13 protein-coding genes are annotated in these 14,182 nt (G+C 61.4%); 10 read left to right on the top strand and 3 right to left on the bottom strand.

The features are described from left to right. Window positions 1-53: 53 nt before the first annotated feature. Window positions 54-596, bottom strand: a complete 543-nt coding sequence (gene idi / locus QKB66_RS11110; protein ID WP_414253302.1) for an isopentenyl-diphosphate Delta-isomerase — start codon at window positions 594-596, stop codon at window positions 54-56. Next, window positions 593-1,135 (bottom strand): hypothetical protein, encoded by a 543-nt coding sequence (locus QKB66_RS11105; protein ID WP_070433031.1) that lies wholly within the window; start codon window positions 1,133-1,135, stop codon window positions 593-595. The genes idi and QKB66_RS11105 overlap by 4 nt, the downstream gene beginning before the upstream one ends. 148 nt (window positions 1,136-1,283) lie before the next feature. Between QKB66_RS11105 and QKB66_RS11100 the strand changes: the two genes are divergently transcribed. The 10 genes from QKB66_RS11100 (at window position 1,284) to QKB66_RS11055 (ending at window position 14,054) form a co-directional block, all read left to right on the top strand. Beyond that, window positions 1,284-3,155, top strand: a complete 1,872-nt coding sequence (locus QKB66_RS11100; RefSeq protein WP_414253301.1) for an ABC transporter ATP-binding protein — start codon at window positions 1,284-1,286, stop codon at window positions 3,153-3,155. A 42-nt stretch (window positions 3,156-3,197) separates the two neighbouring features. Continuing rightward, window positions 3,198-4,313: a MalY/PatB family protein gene (locus QKB66_RS11095; protein ID WP_414253300.1), complete on the top strand. Its 1,116-nt coding sequence runs from the start codon at window positions 3,198-3,200 to the stop codon at window positions 4,311-4,313. 88 nt (window positions 4,314-4,401) lie between these two features. Next, window positions 4,402-5,751 (top strand): branched-chain amino acid transport system II carrier protein, encoded by a 1,350-nt coding sequence (gene brnQ / locus QKB66_RS11090; RefSeq protein ID WP_414253299.1) that lies wholly within the window; start codon window positions 4,402-4,404, stop codon window positions 5,749-5,751. A gap of 57 nt (window positions 5,752-5,808) precedes the next feature. Next, a complete protein-coding gene (locus QKB66_RS11085; protein WP_414253298.1) occupies window positions 5,809-6,801 on the top strand; it encodes an LLM class flavin-dependent oxidoreductase in 993 nt (330 codons plus the stop codon). Window positions 6,802-6,931: 130 nt separating this feature from the next. Further along, a complete protein-coding gene (locus QKB66_RS11080) occupies window positions 6,932-7,684 on the top strand; it encodes a GntR family transcriptional regulator (protein ID WP_414253297.1) in 753 nt (250 codons plus the stop codon). A 54-nt stretch (window positions 7,685-7,738) separates the two neighbouring features. Next, a complete protein-coding gene (locus QKB66_RS11075; RefSeq protein ID WP_414253296.1) occupies window positions 7,739-9,223 on the top strand; it encodes an ABC transporter substrate-binding protein in 1,485 nt (494 codons plus the stop codon). After that, window positions 9,220-10,149, top strand: a complete 930-nt coding sequence (locus QKB66_RS11070) for an ABC transporter permease (RefSeq protein ID WP_414253295.1) — start codon at window positions 9,220-9,222, stop codon at window positions 10,147-10,149. The genes QKB66_RS11075 and QKB66_RS11070 overlap by 4 nt, the downstream gene beginning before the upstream one ends. After that, complete coding sequence (locus QKB66_RS11065) at window positions 10,146-10,949, top strand: ABC transporter permease (protein ID WP_414253294.1); 804 nt, start codon at window positions 10,146-10,148, stop codon at window positions 10,947-10,949. Before QKB66_RS11070 ends, QKB66_RS11065 begins: the two co-directional genes overlap by 4 nt. Then, complete coding sequence (locus QKB66_RS11060) at window positions 10,946-12,358, top strand: ATP-binding cassette domain-containing protein (protein WP_083286077.1); 1,413 nt, start codon at window positions 10,946-10,948, stop codon at window positions 12,356-12,358. The genes QKB66_RS11065 and QKB66_RS11060 overlap by 4 nt, the downstream gene beginning before the upstream one ends. 13 nt (window positions 12,359-12,371) lie before the next feature. Continuing rightward, a complete protein-coding gene (locus QKB66_RS11055; RefSeq protein WP_096336925.1) occupies window positions 12,372-14,054 on the top strand; it encodes an FUSC family protein in 1,683 nt (560 codons plus the stop codon). Here QKB66_RS11055 and QKB66_RS11050 read toward each other — a convergent pair. Then, window positions 14,028-14,162, bottom strand: coding sequence for a hypothetical protein (locus QKB66_RS11050; protein WP_256365590.1), 135 nt, complete (start codon window positions 14,160-14,162; stop codon window positions 14,028-14,030). The two genes, QKB66_RS11055 and QKB66_RS11050, sit on opposite strands and share 27 nt — an antisense overlap. Window positions 14,163-14,182 lie beyond the last annotated feature (20 nt).

The following is a 14,182-nucleotide window of genomic DNA, read 5'->3' as shown; positions in this document are numbered from 1 at the left end:
GCCTCGACTACGTGGCCGCCGCTTTCAGCGAGGACACCCGCGCCGGCGGGCTGCTATAGCACAGAAATGGCCTCGCGCAGCGGAGCCTCTGTAATTTCCTCAACCATCCAGGGGCTGAAAGCAAACGGAGTGGCAACCGCGGCATCGATAAGCGCGGCGGGTGCTGCCCACGCGATGGAATCCACCTCATCAGGATTCGGGTGCAGCTGCACATCCTCCGGGAGCTCCAAGACGAAGACCGGGCAGATCTCGTGCTCGACGATGCCGGAGGAATCAACGGCCCGATAAGAAAAATCCGGTAGAACCTCGCGCACCTGGTCCGCCTCCGCGTGGATGCCCAGCTCGAAGTGCGCCCGTCGCAACACCGCCGAGACGTTGTCCTCCCCCGGCGCTGGATGGCCACAAAAAGAATTGGTCCATACGCCAGGCCAGGTCTGCTTTGCCAGTGCGCGGCGGGTCACAAGCACCTTGCCGCCTGCTATAACCCACGCAGAAAACGCGAAGTGCAGCGGGGTATCCGTGGTGTGAACGGCCGCTTTATCAGCTGTTCCGGCAGGTAGTCCGTCGGGGCCGGCGAGGACTACGAGTTCTGTCATAGGTTGAGGTCTCCCACGTAGGTGACATTGCCGATGCTAAAGCGGGCATTCCAGAGGTTGCCCGGGGTGACGTTGAAGCGGTACTGCAGGTTCGTCGAAGCACCCGCGCCCAGAGGCAGGTCCAGGCCCGGCGCGGCTACGTCGGCGTTGGCCTCTGGGTCATAAGGCAAAAGCTCAATCTTGGACCAACCGCCATTGCCGTCAGCGCGCTCTAGGACGGGCTCTTCGATGGCATCAGGCGGCAATGCGGTGTCATTCAGGTTGTGCACGCGGACGGTCACCACGGATCCCTGCACGGAGTCGCTGTATACGCCCTGCAGATCCCACTCGACGTTCAAGCCATCGTCTTTGACCTTGGCGCCCAAGTCGGAGGAGATCTCCTTGTTGTCTACATCTTTGGGCTCATAAGGCGGCTCTTCCGAGCTAGAAACCACGATGTCTTCGCCCAATCCGGTTTCCTCTGGCTGCAGGATGGCACAACCGGAGGCAAGGGTACCGATTGCTGCCACAGCAGCAATCAACTTCAGAGACCTATTCACCGCGAATTCCTTTTTGCTTTTGGGACGGATCAAAACTTTTCTTTAATACCTTAACCTAGTCAGTGTTTATTGCCGTACAGGTGGCATACTGTTCCTTCTCGAATCTTTCTCACCCCTACCTCAGAATTGAGAGGCGCTAGCTAGCTTTATGAACTCCATCTTGCGCATTACTCGCAGTGCTTCTGCGCTGTGGCCTTTTTATTTGGGAGTGCTTGCCACCGCCACGGTGACCGCGGTGCTCTCGCTCATCTCGCCCTTCTTGGTCCGCGAGGCAACCGACGCCATCGTTGAGTCCTTGCAGGGCAACACCCCGGCCGAAAGCGCCCTGCGCACCGTCATGTGGCTGGTCATCGCATTGTTTGCTGCCGACGCCCTGGGCAACCTAATCAAAAACGTCGGCGGCTATATCGGCGACGTCATGGTGGCGCGCCTGCGTCAGATCCTGTCCACTCGCTACTTTGCCAAGCTGCTTTCCGTGCCGCAGGCCTACTACGACAATCAGGTCACCGGCACCATCATCGCCCGGCTGGATCGCTCAATCTCCAATATCACGCAGTTTGTGCAGTCCTTCTCCAACAACTTCTTCACCATGCTGATTCAGGCCATCGCGGTGTTGGTCATCATGGGCATTTACTACTGGCCGCTGGCCATCCTGCTCGCGCTGCTGTTTCCGCTGTACATGTGGCTTACCGCCATGACCTCGACGCGCTGGCAAAAATACGAGGGGAAAAAGAATGCCGATGTGGACCAGGCCAATGGCCGCTTTGCTGAGGTCATCGGCCAGGTTAAAGTGACCAAGTCCTTCGTGGCGGAGGTGCGCGAGCTCGATAGCTTCGGCAAGCTCTACCGCCGCATCGTCGATACCACCAAGCCGCAGTCGCGCTGGTGGCACTCCATGGATACCCTGCGCGGCGTGGCCATGTCCCTCATCTTCTTGGGCATCTACGCCATCGTGTTCTGGCGCACCCTCCATGGCCATTTCAGCATCGGCGATATGGTCATGATCTTGCAGCTGGTCAACCTGGCCAAGCAGCCGGTGTTCATGATGAGCTGGATTGTGGACACGGCCCAGCGCGCCATCGCCGGTTCCAAGGACTATTTCAAGGTCATGGAGGAAAACTTCGAGCCGACGGCGAACAAGGGCCTCATCGAGGCCACCACGGCTTCCGACGCCCCGGTGCTTGACCTCAATCCGGTTCAGCCTTTGGAGCCGACGCCGGGCAAGCCGGTCTTTGCTTTCCAGGACGTGTCCTTTTCCTATGAAGAAGACAAGCCCGTGGTCGAAAACATCACCTTTGCTGCCGAGGAAGGCCACAAGGTGGCTTTGGTCGGCGAATCTGGCGGCGGCAAGTCCACGCTGGTCAATCTGCTGCTCGGCCTCTACCACCCCACCGCGGGCCGCCTTAGCGTGCTGGGCCACGACGTCGATGAGCTCAAGGCCGCGCGCCTGCGCGCCTCTGTCGGCGTGGTCTTCCAGGAGTCCTATCTGTTCTCGGGTACCATCCGCGAAAACATCGCCTACGGCAAGCCCGGTGCGAGCGAGCAGGAGATAATCGACGTCGCCAAGCGCGCCAATGCTCACGACTTCATCGAGGCTTTCCCGCAGGGCTATGACACCGTCATTGGCGAGCGCGGCCTAAAGCTTTCAGGCGGACAGAAACAGCGCGTTGCCGTGGCGCGGGCGATGCTCAAGGACGCGCCGATCTTGGTCCTGGACGAGGCCACCTCCGCGCTGGATACCAAGGCCGAGCGCGCCGTGCAAGCAGGCCTGGATGAGCTGATGAAGAATCGCACCACGCTGATCATCGCCCACCGCCTGTCCACCATCGCCGACGTGGATACCATCATCACCCTGGATAAAGGCCGCATTGATGAGATTGGTTCGCCGGCGCAGTTGTCCCAGTCCGGCGGCATCTATGCCGAGCTGCTGCGCCTTACCCAGTCCAGCTCGCGTGCAGACCGTGAGCGTTTGAAGCGCTACGGATTCGTCGAAAACACCGCCGCTGAGACGGAAGAATAATAAACCTGTTGCCTGCTTTTGGCCCGCGCTAGTGTGGGGCTTATGCAGTTTCCATCACTAGAAAAGTTACAAGCCCGCGGCACCCGGAAGTGGACGGTGTACGGCGATGACGTACTGCCGCTGTGGATTGCAGAGTCCGATTTTGAAACTTCTCCTGCGGTCAAGGATGCAATCCAGCGCGCCGTGGATGCCGAGGCCTTTGGCTACACCCCCTCGCCGAAGTCGGCCGGGCTTAATGACGCCGTGGCTGACTTTTATGAAACGCGCTACGGCTGGCGCCCCAACCCGCGGCAGATTTTCTGGATCGGCGATGTAGTCCGGGGCCTTTTCTTGGCGCTGAACTACTTCACGCGGCCCGATTCCCCAGTGGTGGTTCCGGTTCCTTCCTACCCGCCGCTTTTGGAATTGCCAGAAGCCGCCGGCCGCGAAAAGATTGAGACCACCCTCGATCTTGCAGACATCGAGCGCGCCTTCCAGCAGGGTGCTGGCTCCATCTTGCTGGCCAATCCTTTCAACCCACTGGGCACCGTCTTTGAGGAAGACTATCTCACTAAGTTGGTGGCGCTGGCGGAGAAATATGACGCGCGCATCCTCGCTGACGAGATCCACGCTCCTCTGGTCTACGAGGGCAAGCACATTCCGGTCGCTTCCTTGGGCGAGGCCGGCGCAAGGCGCACCATCACCGTGACCGCTACGTCCAAGGCGTGGAATATTGCGGGGCTAAAGTGCGCGCAGATCATTTTCTCTAACGCCGGCGACGTTGCCACCTGGAATAGCTTGAGCGGCGTGGCCAAGGACGGCACCGGAACTTTAGGCGTGCTAGCCGCCGAGGCCGCCTACCGCGACTATGAGTTCCTAGACCAGGAGATTGAGTATCTGCGGCAGACCCGCGATTGGCTCGTCGAGGAGCTGCCAAAGCGCATACCGGGGCTGAAAACCACCGTTCCGCAGGCAACTTACCTGCTGTGGCTCGATTTCCGGGACACCGCGATTGGTGATAACCCCCAGCCCGCGAAGTGGCTGCGCGAGAACGCCAAGGTGGCCCTCAACGAGGGCGAGACCTTTGGCACCGGCGGCAGCCACCATGCCCGTTTGAATTTCGCGACATCTCGCGAGATCTTGGAAGAAGCACTCGACCGTTTGGAGAAGGTTTTCTAATAGCAATTAGAAATTTGCCAGACTTCCCTCCACCGTATAACGTGTTATGAGACAGTTATCCCAAATAGTGGGAAACCAGAGGGAAGATATGACAACACAAACACAAACACCTGCGACTCCGACCGGCAAAAAGGGCGGCTCCGTCACCACCATCGTGGTGGCCTCGCTGATGCTCTTTTCGATGTTCTTCGGCGCCGGCAACCTTATCTTCCCACCCATGGTCGGCGTAGCCTCCGGCACCAACTTCTGGCCGGCCATCCTGGGCTTTTTGGCAGCCGGCGTGCTGCTGCCGGTTCTGGCGGTCGTCGCTGTGTCCATCTCCGGCCAATCCGTGCGCGACATCGGAAACCACGGCGGCAAATTCTTCGGCATCGTATTCTCCGCCATGGCCTACCTGGCCATCGGCGCTTTCTACGCCCTGCCACGCACCGGCGCAGTTTCCATGGAAACCGCCATCACCCCGCTGTTCGGCTGGGAAGGCTTCGGCGCCAACGTCACCTACAACATCATCTTCTTCCTCGTGGCGCTCGTCTTGTCGTGGAAGCCGAATAGCATCATCGACACCCTGGGCAAGTTCCTGACCCCTGCGCTGGTCATCTTGCTCTTCGTCCTGATCACCCTGGCCTCCTTCGGCGCCGAACGCGTCCCGGCCACCCCTTCGGAGGACTACACTTCTTCCGCCATGGTCACCGGCCTCTTCGAAGGCTATAACACCATGGACGCCATCGCTGGCTTGGCCTTTTCCATCGTCATCGTCACCTCCCTGAAGTCCAAGGGCTTCAAGGAGGGCAAGCCGGTGGTTTCCGGCACCATCACCGCCGCCGTTATCGCCGGCGGTCTGCTGGCAGCCATCTACCTCGGCCTGGGCTGGATCGGCCAGACCATCCCGAACGGTCAGAGCTATGAATCCGGCGCCACCCTGCTTGCCGACGCCGCGAATTCCACCATGGGCGGCGTCGGCCAGGCAGTCTTCTCCGCCATCGTCATCCTGGCGTGCATGACCACCGCGGTCGGCCTTATCGTCGCCACCTCTGAGTTCTTCGTGCAGCTGGTTCCAAAGACCACCTACCATTTCTGGGCCGTGCTCTTTACCCTGCTGTCCATCGCCTTTGCTTTCCAGGGCTTGGAGACCGTCCTGGCCATCGCAGTTCCATTCATCACCTTCCTGTACCCGCCAGCCATCACCCTGATTGCACTGACGCTGCTGCAGCCAGTGGTCAAGAATGCCGTGCGCTTCCGCTGGGCCTTCCTGCTCGCGCTGTGGACCTCGGTCATCTGGTCTGCACTGTCCGTCCTGGCGGGCCAGGGCTGGCTCGCAGGCATCCAGCCGCTGCTGGACATCTCACCGGGCCAGGCCGTGGGCCTGGGCTGGTTCGCGCCGACCGCGATTGCAGCCCTCATCGGCATGGGCATCGACTTCGCACAGCGAAATAAATAGTCCGGGCGTAGCGTTGGAAATAAGAGCACTTTCCAACCTGCGACTTAAGGAATATTAGTGACCAACCGCGCAAAGCTTTCCCTTCTTGACTTCTGCACCATCTACGAAGGCGAGACCGCCGCAGAATCGATGGCCCGCTCCGTCGAGCTTGCACAAGTTGCAGAGAAGGCCGGCTACTCCCGCATCTGGTACACCGAGCACCACAACATGCCGACGATCACTTCCTCGTCGCCCGCAGTGCTCATCTCCCACATCGGCGCCAAGACCAACACCATCCGTCTTGGCGCTGGCGGCGTGATGCTGCCCAACCACGCCCCCTACGTAGTGGCCGAGCAATTCGGCACCTTGGCCGAGCTCTACCCCAACCGCATCGATCTCGGCCTGGGCCGCGCGCCCGGCACAGACATGCACACCCTGGGCCGCGCACTGCGCCGCGACGCCCACGCAGCAGAGCGCTTCCCCGAGGACGTTAAGGAGCTGCAGGGCTACTTCTCCGGCAAGTCCTTGGTCCCCGGCGTGCAGGCCATCCCCGGCGTAAACACCCACGTGCCGCTGTACATCTTGGGCTCTTCCATGTTCGGCGCGTCGCTGGCCGCCAAGCACGGCCTGCCCTATGCCTTCGCCTCCCACTTCGCGCCCACGCACCTGCGCCAGGCCACGGCCTATTACCGCAATAACTTCCAGCCCTCCGAGGCGCTCAGCGAGCCCTATGTCATCGCAGGCGTCAATGTCACCGCCGCCGATACCAAAGAGGATGCCGACGCCGAGTATGAAAAGGTGTGCTTCAACCGCGTCAAGGCCTTCGCTGGCCGCGGCAAGTATCTAACGGATCAGCAAGTCGAGCAGATCAAGAACTCCCACCAGGGAGCCCAGATTCTCGGCATGATGAAATACAGCGCCGTGGGCACCACCGACCACGTACGCGACTACCTCACAGACTTCCAGGAGCTAGCCCAAGCTGACGAGCTGATGATCTCGCTTCAATCCACCGGTCATGACAACCTCCTGCAGAACATGAACCTGCTCGCGGATGCATGGGAACTCGGCTAGAAATACCCCCGCCAAACACCCCCCAAAAACTTGTGCATATTCTAGGCTCGAGCGATTAAGACGCTCGATTGAACTTGATTAGTATTTCCACTATTTGGCTTCCACTATTTTCGCTACATAAGGAGGAGGCATGCCAGCACGCGGGGTGCAGCAGCACAAGAAGATCGCGGACTATCTACGCGGCCTCATTAAGGACGAGAGCATCAAGGCGGGTGACTTTCTTCCCAGCGAGGCGGAACTGTGCGAGAAGTTCAACTCCTCCCGCGGCCCAGTGCGCCAGGCCATTGCGAGCCTGCGCGCCGAAGGCTTAGTAAGCTCTGGCCGCGGACGTCGCTCCGTGGTGTTAGGCAGCTTCACCAGGGAGAACTTCGACGCCATCTGCTCCATCACCAACTGGCTGAGCGGCCGCGGATACAACGTTGGGCAAAAGACCCTGTGGACTGCCCGCCGCCCTGCGCCCAAGGAGGCGGCAAGTTACCTGCGCATCAGCGAGGACGAACAGGTGGTGTTTGTACACCGCATCCGCAGCATCGACGGCGAGCCGGTTGCCATCGAGCGTATGTATTTCCCGCTGCACGTGGGCAAGCACATTTTGGACTTCGATGCCGATTCCGGCTCCATCCACAATCATCTGATGGCCCAAGGCGTCAAATTCGATAACGCGCACCGCGAGCTGACTCTTACCTGCGCCTCCGAAGAGGACGCAGCAGCCCTTAGCTGCGAGCCTGGCACTCCGCTGTGGCGCATCCACATTGAGCTTTCCGATCACGCTGGCCGCCCCGTGGAGTACACCACCAATCTCCTGCGCGCGGATCGCATGAAGGTCGGCATTACCAACGTCCGCGGCACTACTTCCCCACTTGAGGTCATCCTTACTGACTAACCCTCCCCCCGAGGGACATTCGCTTAACCGAGCCGAAACGCTTAACCTGCTTACATGAAGAAAGTACACCTAGCGCGTGCAGCGAGCGCGCTGGTTCTCGGGGCGTCGCTAAGCGCGTGCTCAGCCGGACACACGGTGGTCAAACCCACCACCAGTGATTCGCTGACCATTGCCGCAACCGGCGCTGCTACCTCTCTCGATTTCACCAACGTCGGTGGAGCTGCCATCCCCGCCGCACTCATGAGCAACGTCTACGAAACCCTCGTACGCATCGAGGGCGACGAGATTGTGCCAGGCCTCGCCGAAAGCTGGGATGCAAAAGACACCACCTATACCTTCCACCTGCGCCGTGGTGTGCAATTTAGCAACGGCGACGAATTCACAGCCGAGACCGCTGCTTATTCCATCAACAACGTGAAGGAAAAGTGGACCAACGGCATCTCCAAGCAGATGGAGGTAGTAGAAAGCGCCAAGGCGCTGGACAAATACACGCTGCAGGTAAAGCTGAAGAAGCACTCGAATAGCTGGCTGTGGTCCATGGGCACGGCAATCGGTGCGATGATGACGCCAAACGCCATGGATTTGGCCACCCAGCCCGTGGGTACGGGCCCCTTTGAGCTTGCCGGATTTGCGCCCGGTGAATACATCTCCCTGCGCCCGCACCAGAATTACTGGGGCAAGGTGCCAAAAGAGCAGGTGACCATCCAGTATTTCCCCGATGCAATCTCTTCGGTCAATTCCCTAAAGTCCGGCGGCGTCGACGTGGTTTGGGCGATGCAGAACCCAGAGCTGCTCGATAACTTGGGCGAGGGAATCCGCACCGCCGTAGGCACCACCAACGGCGAGGTACTGCTTTCCATGAACAACAACGCCGCGCCTTTCGACGACCCACGCGTGCGCCGCGCAGTGGCCTATGCCGTCGACCGCAAGGCCGCGAATCAGATTCTGTGGGACGGCCTGGCCAAGGACACCGGCGGCGCGCCCGTACCTCCTACCGACCCATGGTTCAACGAGAAGGACTATTACCCTTACTCCCCGCAGCGCGCGAAGGAGCTTTTGCAAGAAGCCGGCGCCGAGGGCGCGCACATCACGATTACCGCGCCGACCCTGCCCTATGCCCAGCGCGTCTCTGAGCTTTTATACTCGCAGCTAACTGAGGTCGGCTTCGACGTCACTCTCGAATCCGCCGAGTTCCCCGCAGTCTGGCTGGGCCAAGTCATGGGCGCGAAGGATTACCAAATGTCCCTGGTCTCCCACGTGGAGCCGCGCGATATTCCGACGCTCTTCGGCAACCCGGACTATTACCTGGGCTATGACTCGCAGAAGACCCGCGACCTGCTTTCCGCTGCGGATTCCGCCCCGGAGAGCAAATACGCCGCGGGCATGGAAAAGGCCGTGGACCAAATCATGGCCGATGCCGGTGCGCTGACGCTGATGAACATGCCCAACATCGTCCTCTACCGCGATGGCATCGAGGGCCTGAACCCGAACCAGGTAACCGACGCCATCGAGCTGGCAGATCTCAAGGAGGCACCGTGACCTATCTCAAGGCTCTCGCCAAGTTCGTGGTGACCTTGTTCGCCGCCTCCATCGCCATCTTCCTGCTCATGCGCGCAGTCCCGGGCAACCCGGCGCGCGTGGCACTGGGCGTTAACGCCACTGACGACGCCGTCGCCGAGCTGACCACCGCCTTGGGCCTCGACCGCCCGCTTTTGACGCAGTACTTCGATTGGGTCGGCGGCCTGCTCAGCGGCAACTTCGGCACCTCCCTGGCCTCCCAACAGGACATCACTCCGCTGGTGGTTGACCGCGCGCAGGTCTCGCTGATCTTGGTGGGGCTGGCGATCCTCTTGGCCCTCGCCGGCGCCGTGCCGATTGGCATGTGGCTGGCGCGCACGGGCAACACGTTCGTCTCGGCACTGACCCAGATTGGCATCGCGATCCCAAGCTTCCTCGTGGGCTTCATCATGGTGGCCTTCTTCGCGGTGCGGCTGGGTTGGCTGCCGGCCAATGGCTGGATTCCGCCGGACCAGGACTTCGGTGGCTTTATCGCCCGCCTCATCATGCCAGTGATCTCCCTGGCCTTGGTGCAGGGTGCGATGCTCACCCGCTACGTGCGCTCCTCCATCGTGGATGTGATGGACCAGGATTACATCCGCACCGCCCGCGCGCTGGGTCTATCCCACGCGGAGGCGCTGCGCCGCCACGGCCTGCGCAATGCGGCCCTGCCGGTGCTCACGGTCACGGGCCTGCAGCTGACCACGCTGATTGTGGGCGCGGTGGTCATCGAGTCCGTCTTCGTCATTCCTGGCCTGGGCAGCATGCTTCTCGACGCCGTGTCCAACCGCGATCTCACCACCGTGCAGACCCTGGTTATGCTGTTGGTCTTTTTCACGTTGGCAATCAACTTGGCCACCGACTTGGCCTACCGCGTAATCGATCCGCGATTGAAGGAGAAGCGATGAAGAAATTGGGTTTCGTTCTCGTCGGTATCACCGCCCTCCTCGCGGCGGTCTCCCTTTTCTGGACGCCTTATGCGCCGAACATCGCCTCGCCCGATTTGCTGGCGGGCAGCTCCGCTGAGCATCTCCTCGGCACTGATCGCTTTGGTCGCGACATCGCCTCACGCCTGATGGTCGGCGCACGCATCACGCTCTTCGTGGGCGTCATCGCCGTCGGCATTGCCGCGCTCATCGGCGTTCCGCTCGGTGTGGTGGCGGGCATGCGCCGCAATAGCATCCTCGACTCCCTCATCATGCGCGGCTCCGATCTGCTGCTGGCTTTCCCTGCCTTGCTACTGGCCATCATCGCCGGCGCGGTATGGGGTCCGTCGACGATTTCGGCCATGATCGCCATCGGCATCGCGGGAATCCCTTCCTTCGCCCGCGTGGCGCGCTCTGGCACCCTGCAGGTGGTCACGCAGGACTTCATCGCCTCGGCGCGCGTGTCCAAGGTTCCAGCGCCCACTATCGCGGTGCGCCATATCCTGCCTAACATCGCCCCGCTTATCATCGTGCAGTCCTCCGTCTACTTCGCACTCGCGATCCTCGCCGAGGCCGGCCTTTCCTACCTGGGCCTCGGCACCACCCCACCCACCGCGTCTTGGGGCCGCATGCTGCAAGATTCCCAGTCCCTGCTGGCCAGCCATCCCATGCAGGCCTTCTGGCCGGGCCTTGCCATCGCCGCCACGGTGCTGGGCTTTAACCTGCTTGGCGACGCCCTGCGCGACATCCTCGATCCCCGCCTGAAAGGAGGCCAGCGATGAACCGCCCCATGCTTTCCGTACAAGACCTGCGTATCCGCACCGGCAAGGAGACCATCGTTGGCCCGCTCAGCTTTAGCATTGAGCCCGGCCAACGCCTGGGCATCATCGGTGAGTCCGGCTCCGGCAAGTCCCTGACCGCGCTGTCCATCATGGGCTTACTGCCAAAGAACCTCCACGCTGAGGGTTCCATCGAGCTTGGCGGACGCGAGCTCGTGGGCCTGCGCGACCGCCAGGTGCGCAAGCTGCGCGGCGCCGACATGGCGATGGTCTTCCAGGAGCCGATGAGCGCGCTTGATCCGCTGATGAGCGTGGGCAAGCAGCTGCGCTACGCCGGCGCGTCTGCTGAGGCGCTCAACGAGGTGGGCCTCGATCCGGCCCTTGCCTCGCGCTTCCCACACGAGCTGTCTGGCGGCCAGCGCCAGCGCGTAATGATTGCCATGGCCATGGCCCGCAACCCCAAGCTGCTCATCTGCGACGAGCCCACCACGGCCCTCGATGCCACCACGCAAGACGGCATCCTGGACCTCATCATGGAACTGACCCAGCGCCACAACACCGCGCTGCTGTTCATCAGCCATGACCTACGCGTCATCCGCCGCATGTGCCCTGAGACGTTGGTCATGCAGGACGGCCAGATCGTGGAATCCGGCGCGGCGCTGGACACCCCCCAGCACCCGTACACCAAGCACCTCATCGCGGCCTCCCAGTCCAAGCCGGCTGCCGCTGAGCCGAAGCTTGGCGAGGTTGTCATTTCCCTCGACCACATCACCAAGGCTTACGGCTCCACTACTGCGCTTTCCGACGTCTCCCTCGAAGTACGCAAGGGCGAGCGCATCGGCGTCGTCGGCAGTTCCGGCTCCGGTAAGACGACGTTGCTCAAGCTCATCACCGGCCTTGAGCAGCCAACCTCCGGGTCCGTGAAGGTGGAAGGCCGCGTGCAGATGGTATTCCAGGACCCGCAAGGTTCCCTCAATCCGCGCATGCCGATCTGGAAGATCGTGGCTGAGGGCTCGCCCACACAGGTCACGCGTGCCGAGATTGCGAAAATCTTGGCGGAGGTCGGCATCGACGAGGATGCCTTGGACCGCTTCCCCCACGAGTTCTCCGGCGGCCAGCGCCAGCGCATCTCGATTGCCCGCGCGGTCATCGGCAACCCGGACATCCTCCTCGCCGACGAAGCGGTCTCCGCCCTCGACGTCTCCGTGCGCGCCCAGGTCCTCGAGCTGCTTGAAAAGCTCGTTGAAAGCTACGGCCTGACGCTGGTGTTCATCTCGCACGATCTGGGTGTGGTCAAGCAAGTGTGTTCCAGCCTGACTGTCATCCACAATGGTGAGCTGGTCGAACGCGGAGTATGGTCCGCCCCACAGCACCCGTATACCAAGTCGCTTCTAGAGGCTGCGCAGGGGTAACGTATGCCGCGATATGAGCGAATTGATTGAGCATCCCCTACCGCAACGCCCGCGCCCGCTACAGCTTTTCACCGCCTACAACTCTTCGGTGACTCGCTGGCCGGGCGCGATGCGTGCTGCTCTCGCCATCGCCATTCCCGGCGCGCTCGCCATCCTCACCGGCCACCCCGACGCCGTGCTGTTGGTCACCGCGGGCGCGATGTCCGTCATTTACGGCGAGGGGCACCCCTATCGCACCCGCCGTTGGGTGATTCTCACTGCGGGTGTGCTCCTTACCTTGGCCGCTACCGTTGGTTCGTTGGTGGGTGAGCTCGTTTTCGCCCCGGGCCACGGACACTGGTGGCTTTTGCTGTCTGCGGCCTTTGCTATTTCCATTGGCGCGCTCGGCGCCTTCCTGCAGAATGCGCTACGCCTGCCGCCGCCGGGTTCCTTCTTCGTGGTGATGGTCGGCGGCGGCTCCACCATGCTCGCGCGCACCGACATCACCCCCTTTGAGGTCGCTGCGTGGTCCATTGCGGGTGTCATCGCTGCATACTGCCTGGGGATGCTGCCTCGCTTCCACTCCCCGCACGGTCCGGAGACCCGCACTGTCGCGACCTTAGAGAAGGCCACTGCCGCCTTTGAGAACTCCACAACCGACGTCTTGGCACGCCACCATCAGGCGCAGACGGCGCTGGCAAATACGTGGCAAGCGCTTTCCGACGCCGGTATCGTCCGCGGCGGCCGCGTCATCCAAACATCACAAGGCCACCTCGTGGAGCGTGCCCTTGCCGCGCAGAACCGCATCGTGCAGCACAACCAGTCGCTGGATCTCTCTGCCAACTCGGATGAGCTTTCTGACTCCCCAACCTTGGTCGACCCAAACCGCACCGCCATCCCACACACCAAGCCGACGATGCGCTACCGCATCTACCGCGCGTCGGTGGGCAACTCGCATGCGGTGGTGACGGTAGAAAAGATTCTGCTTGCGGCCATCGCCACCACGCTCGTGGGCCTTGCGCTGGGCCTAGATCGCCCGGACTGGGGCGCAGTTTCCGTGCTGCTTCTTCTGCAGTGGGGCCCGGACCATGTGCCCGGTACCATCCGCGGATTGCAGCGAATGGTGGGCTCGCTGCTCGGTGTGTGCGTGTTCTACCTCATTGCGTCCTTCGGATTAGAAAGCTGGACGCTGCTGCTCGCGCTCGCTGCCTGCCAATTCTGCGCGGAGATCTTCGTGGTCAAGAACTACGCCATCTGCGTCATCTTCTCCACGCCCCTGGCGCTGCTCATGGGCCATACGGCCGATCACTTGGCGTTCACGGCCTTCTCCCGCATCAGTGAGATCGCGCTGTCGGTGGTCTTTTCCTTGCTGGTGCTCTGGTTATGGAAGCCGCGTGCCCAGCTGACCAACCACTACCGTCTGCAGGTCCGCTGCCAGGAAGCAATCACCAGCCTGCTGGGCGCACTACTTTTCTCGACCCCCGACGAGTCCCTAGCCGCTCGCCGCGACCTGCAGTACGAGCTGCTTTCTGAGCGCCGCTCTATCCAGTCCATTGCAGTCAACCACCCGCAACACGTGGGTGAGTTCTGGCAGCGCCACCTTGCCCTGCAGCATGCGGGCTATTTCATCTTGGACTATTGCTCAATTCACCCAGACGAGGTTCCGGGTGACATCAACGCGCTGGTATCCCTAGCTCGAATAGACTTCGAAAAGTAGAGATTTATCGAGCACATGCTCTTCGATGCGCTCAAAGACCTCAAAAGCCGATAGCAACTCGGCATCTGCGACGTCGTACGAAGAATCATCAAAATTTGGCAGTTGCATTCGTGGCAATCCAATCCATT

It is taken from the genome of Corynebacterium sp. c25Ua_89 (assembly GCF_047459735.1).
Taxonomy (GTDB): Bacteria; Actinomycetota; Actinomycetes; order Mycobacteriales; family Mycobacteriaceae; genus Corynebacterium; species Corynebacterium simulans.
The sequence above is the reverse complement of the archived record's forward strand: the minus strand, read 5'-3'. Positions and strand labels throughout refer to the sequence as shown.

Coding starts and splice junctions, on each gene's coding strand:
- QKB66_RS11080 (WP_414253297.1), top strand. CDS start 6,932: ATGCCAGCACGCGGGGTGCAGCAGCACAAGAAGATCGCGGACTATCTA.
- QKB66_RS11095 (WP_414253300.1), top strand. CDS start 3,198: ATGCAGTTTCCATCACTAGAAAAGTTACAAGCCCGCGGCACCCGGAAG.
- QKB66_RS11050 (WP_256365590.1), bottom strand. CDS start 14,162: ATGCAACTGCCAAATTTTGATGATTCTTCGTACGACGTCGCAGATGCC.
- idi (WP_414253302.1), bottom strand. CDS start 596: ATGACAGAACTCGTAGTCCTCGCCGGCCCCGACGGACTACCTGCCGGA.
- QKB66_RS11055 (WP_096336925.1), top strand. CDS start 12,372: ATGAGCGAATTGATTGAGCATCCCCTACCGCAACGCCCGCGCCCGCTA.
- QKB66_RS11075 (WP_414253296.1), top strand. CDS start 7,739: ATGAAGAAAGTACACCTAGCGCGTGCAGCGAGCGCGCTGGTTCTCGGG.
- brnQ (WP_414253299.1), top strand. CDS start 4,402: ATGACAACACAAACACAAACACCTGCGACTCCGACCGGCAAAAAGGGC.
- QKB66_RS11100 (WP_414253301.1), top strand. CDS start 1,284: ATGAACTCCATCTTGCGCATTACTCGCAGTGCTTCTGCGCTGTGGCCT.
- QKB66_RS11065 (WP_414253294.1), top strand. CDS start 10,146: ATGAAGAAATTGGGTTTCGTTCTCGTCGGTATCACCGCCCTCCTCGCG.
- QKB66_RS11060 (WP_083286077.1), top strand. CDS start 10,946: ATGAACCGCCCCATGCTTTCCGTACAAGACCTGCGTATCCGCACCGGC.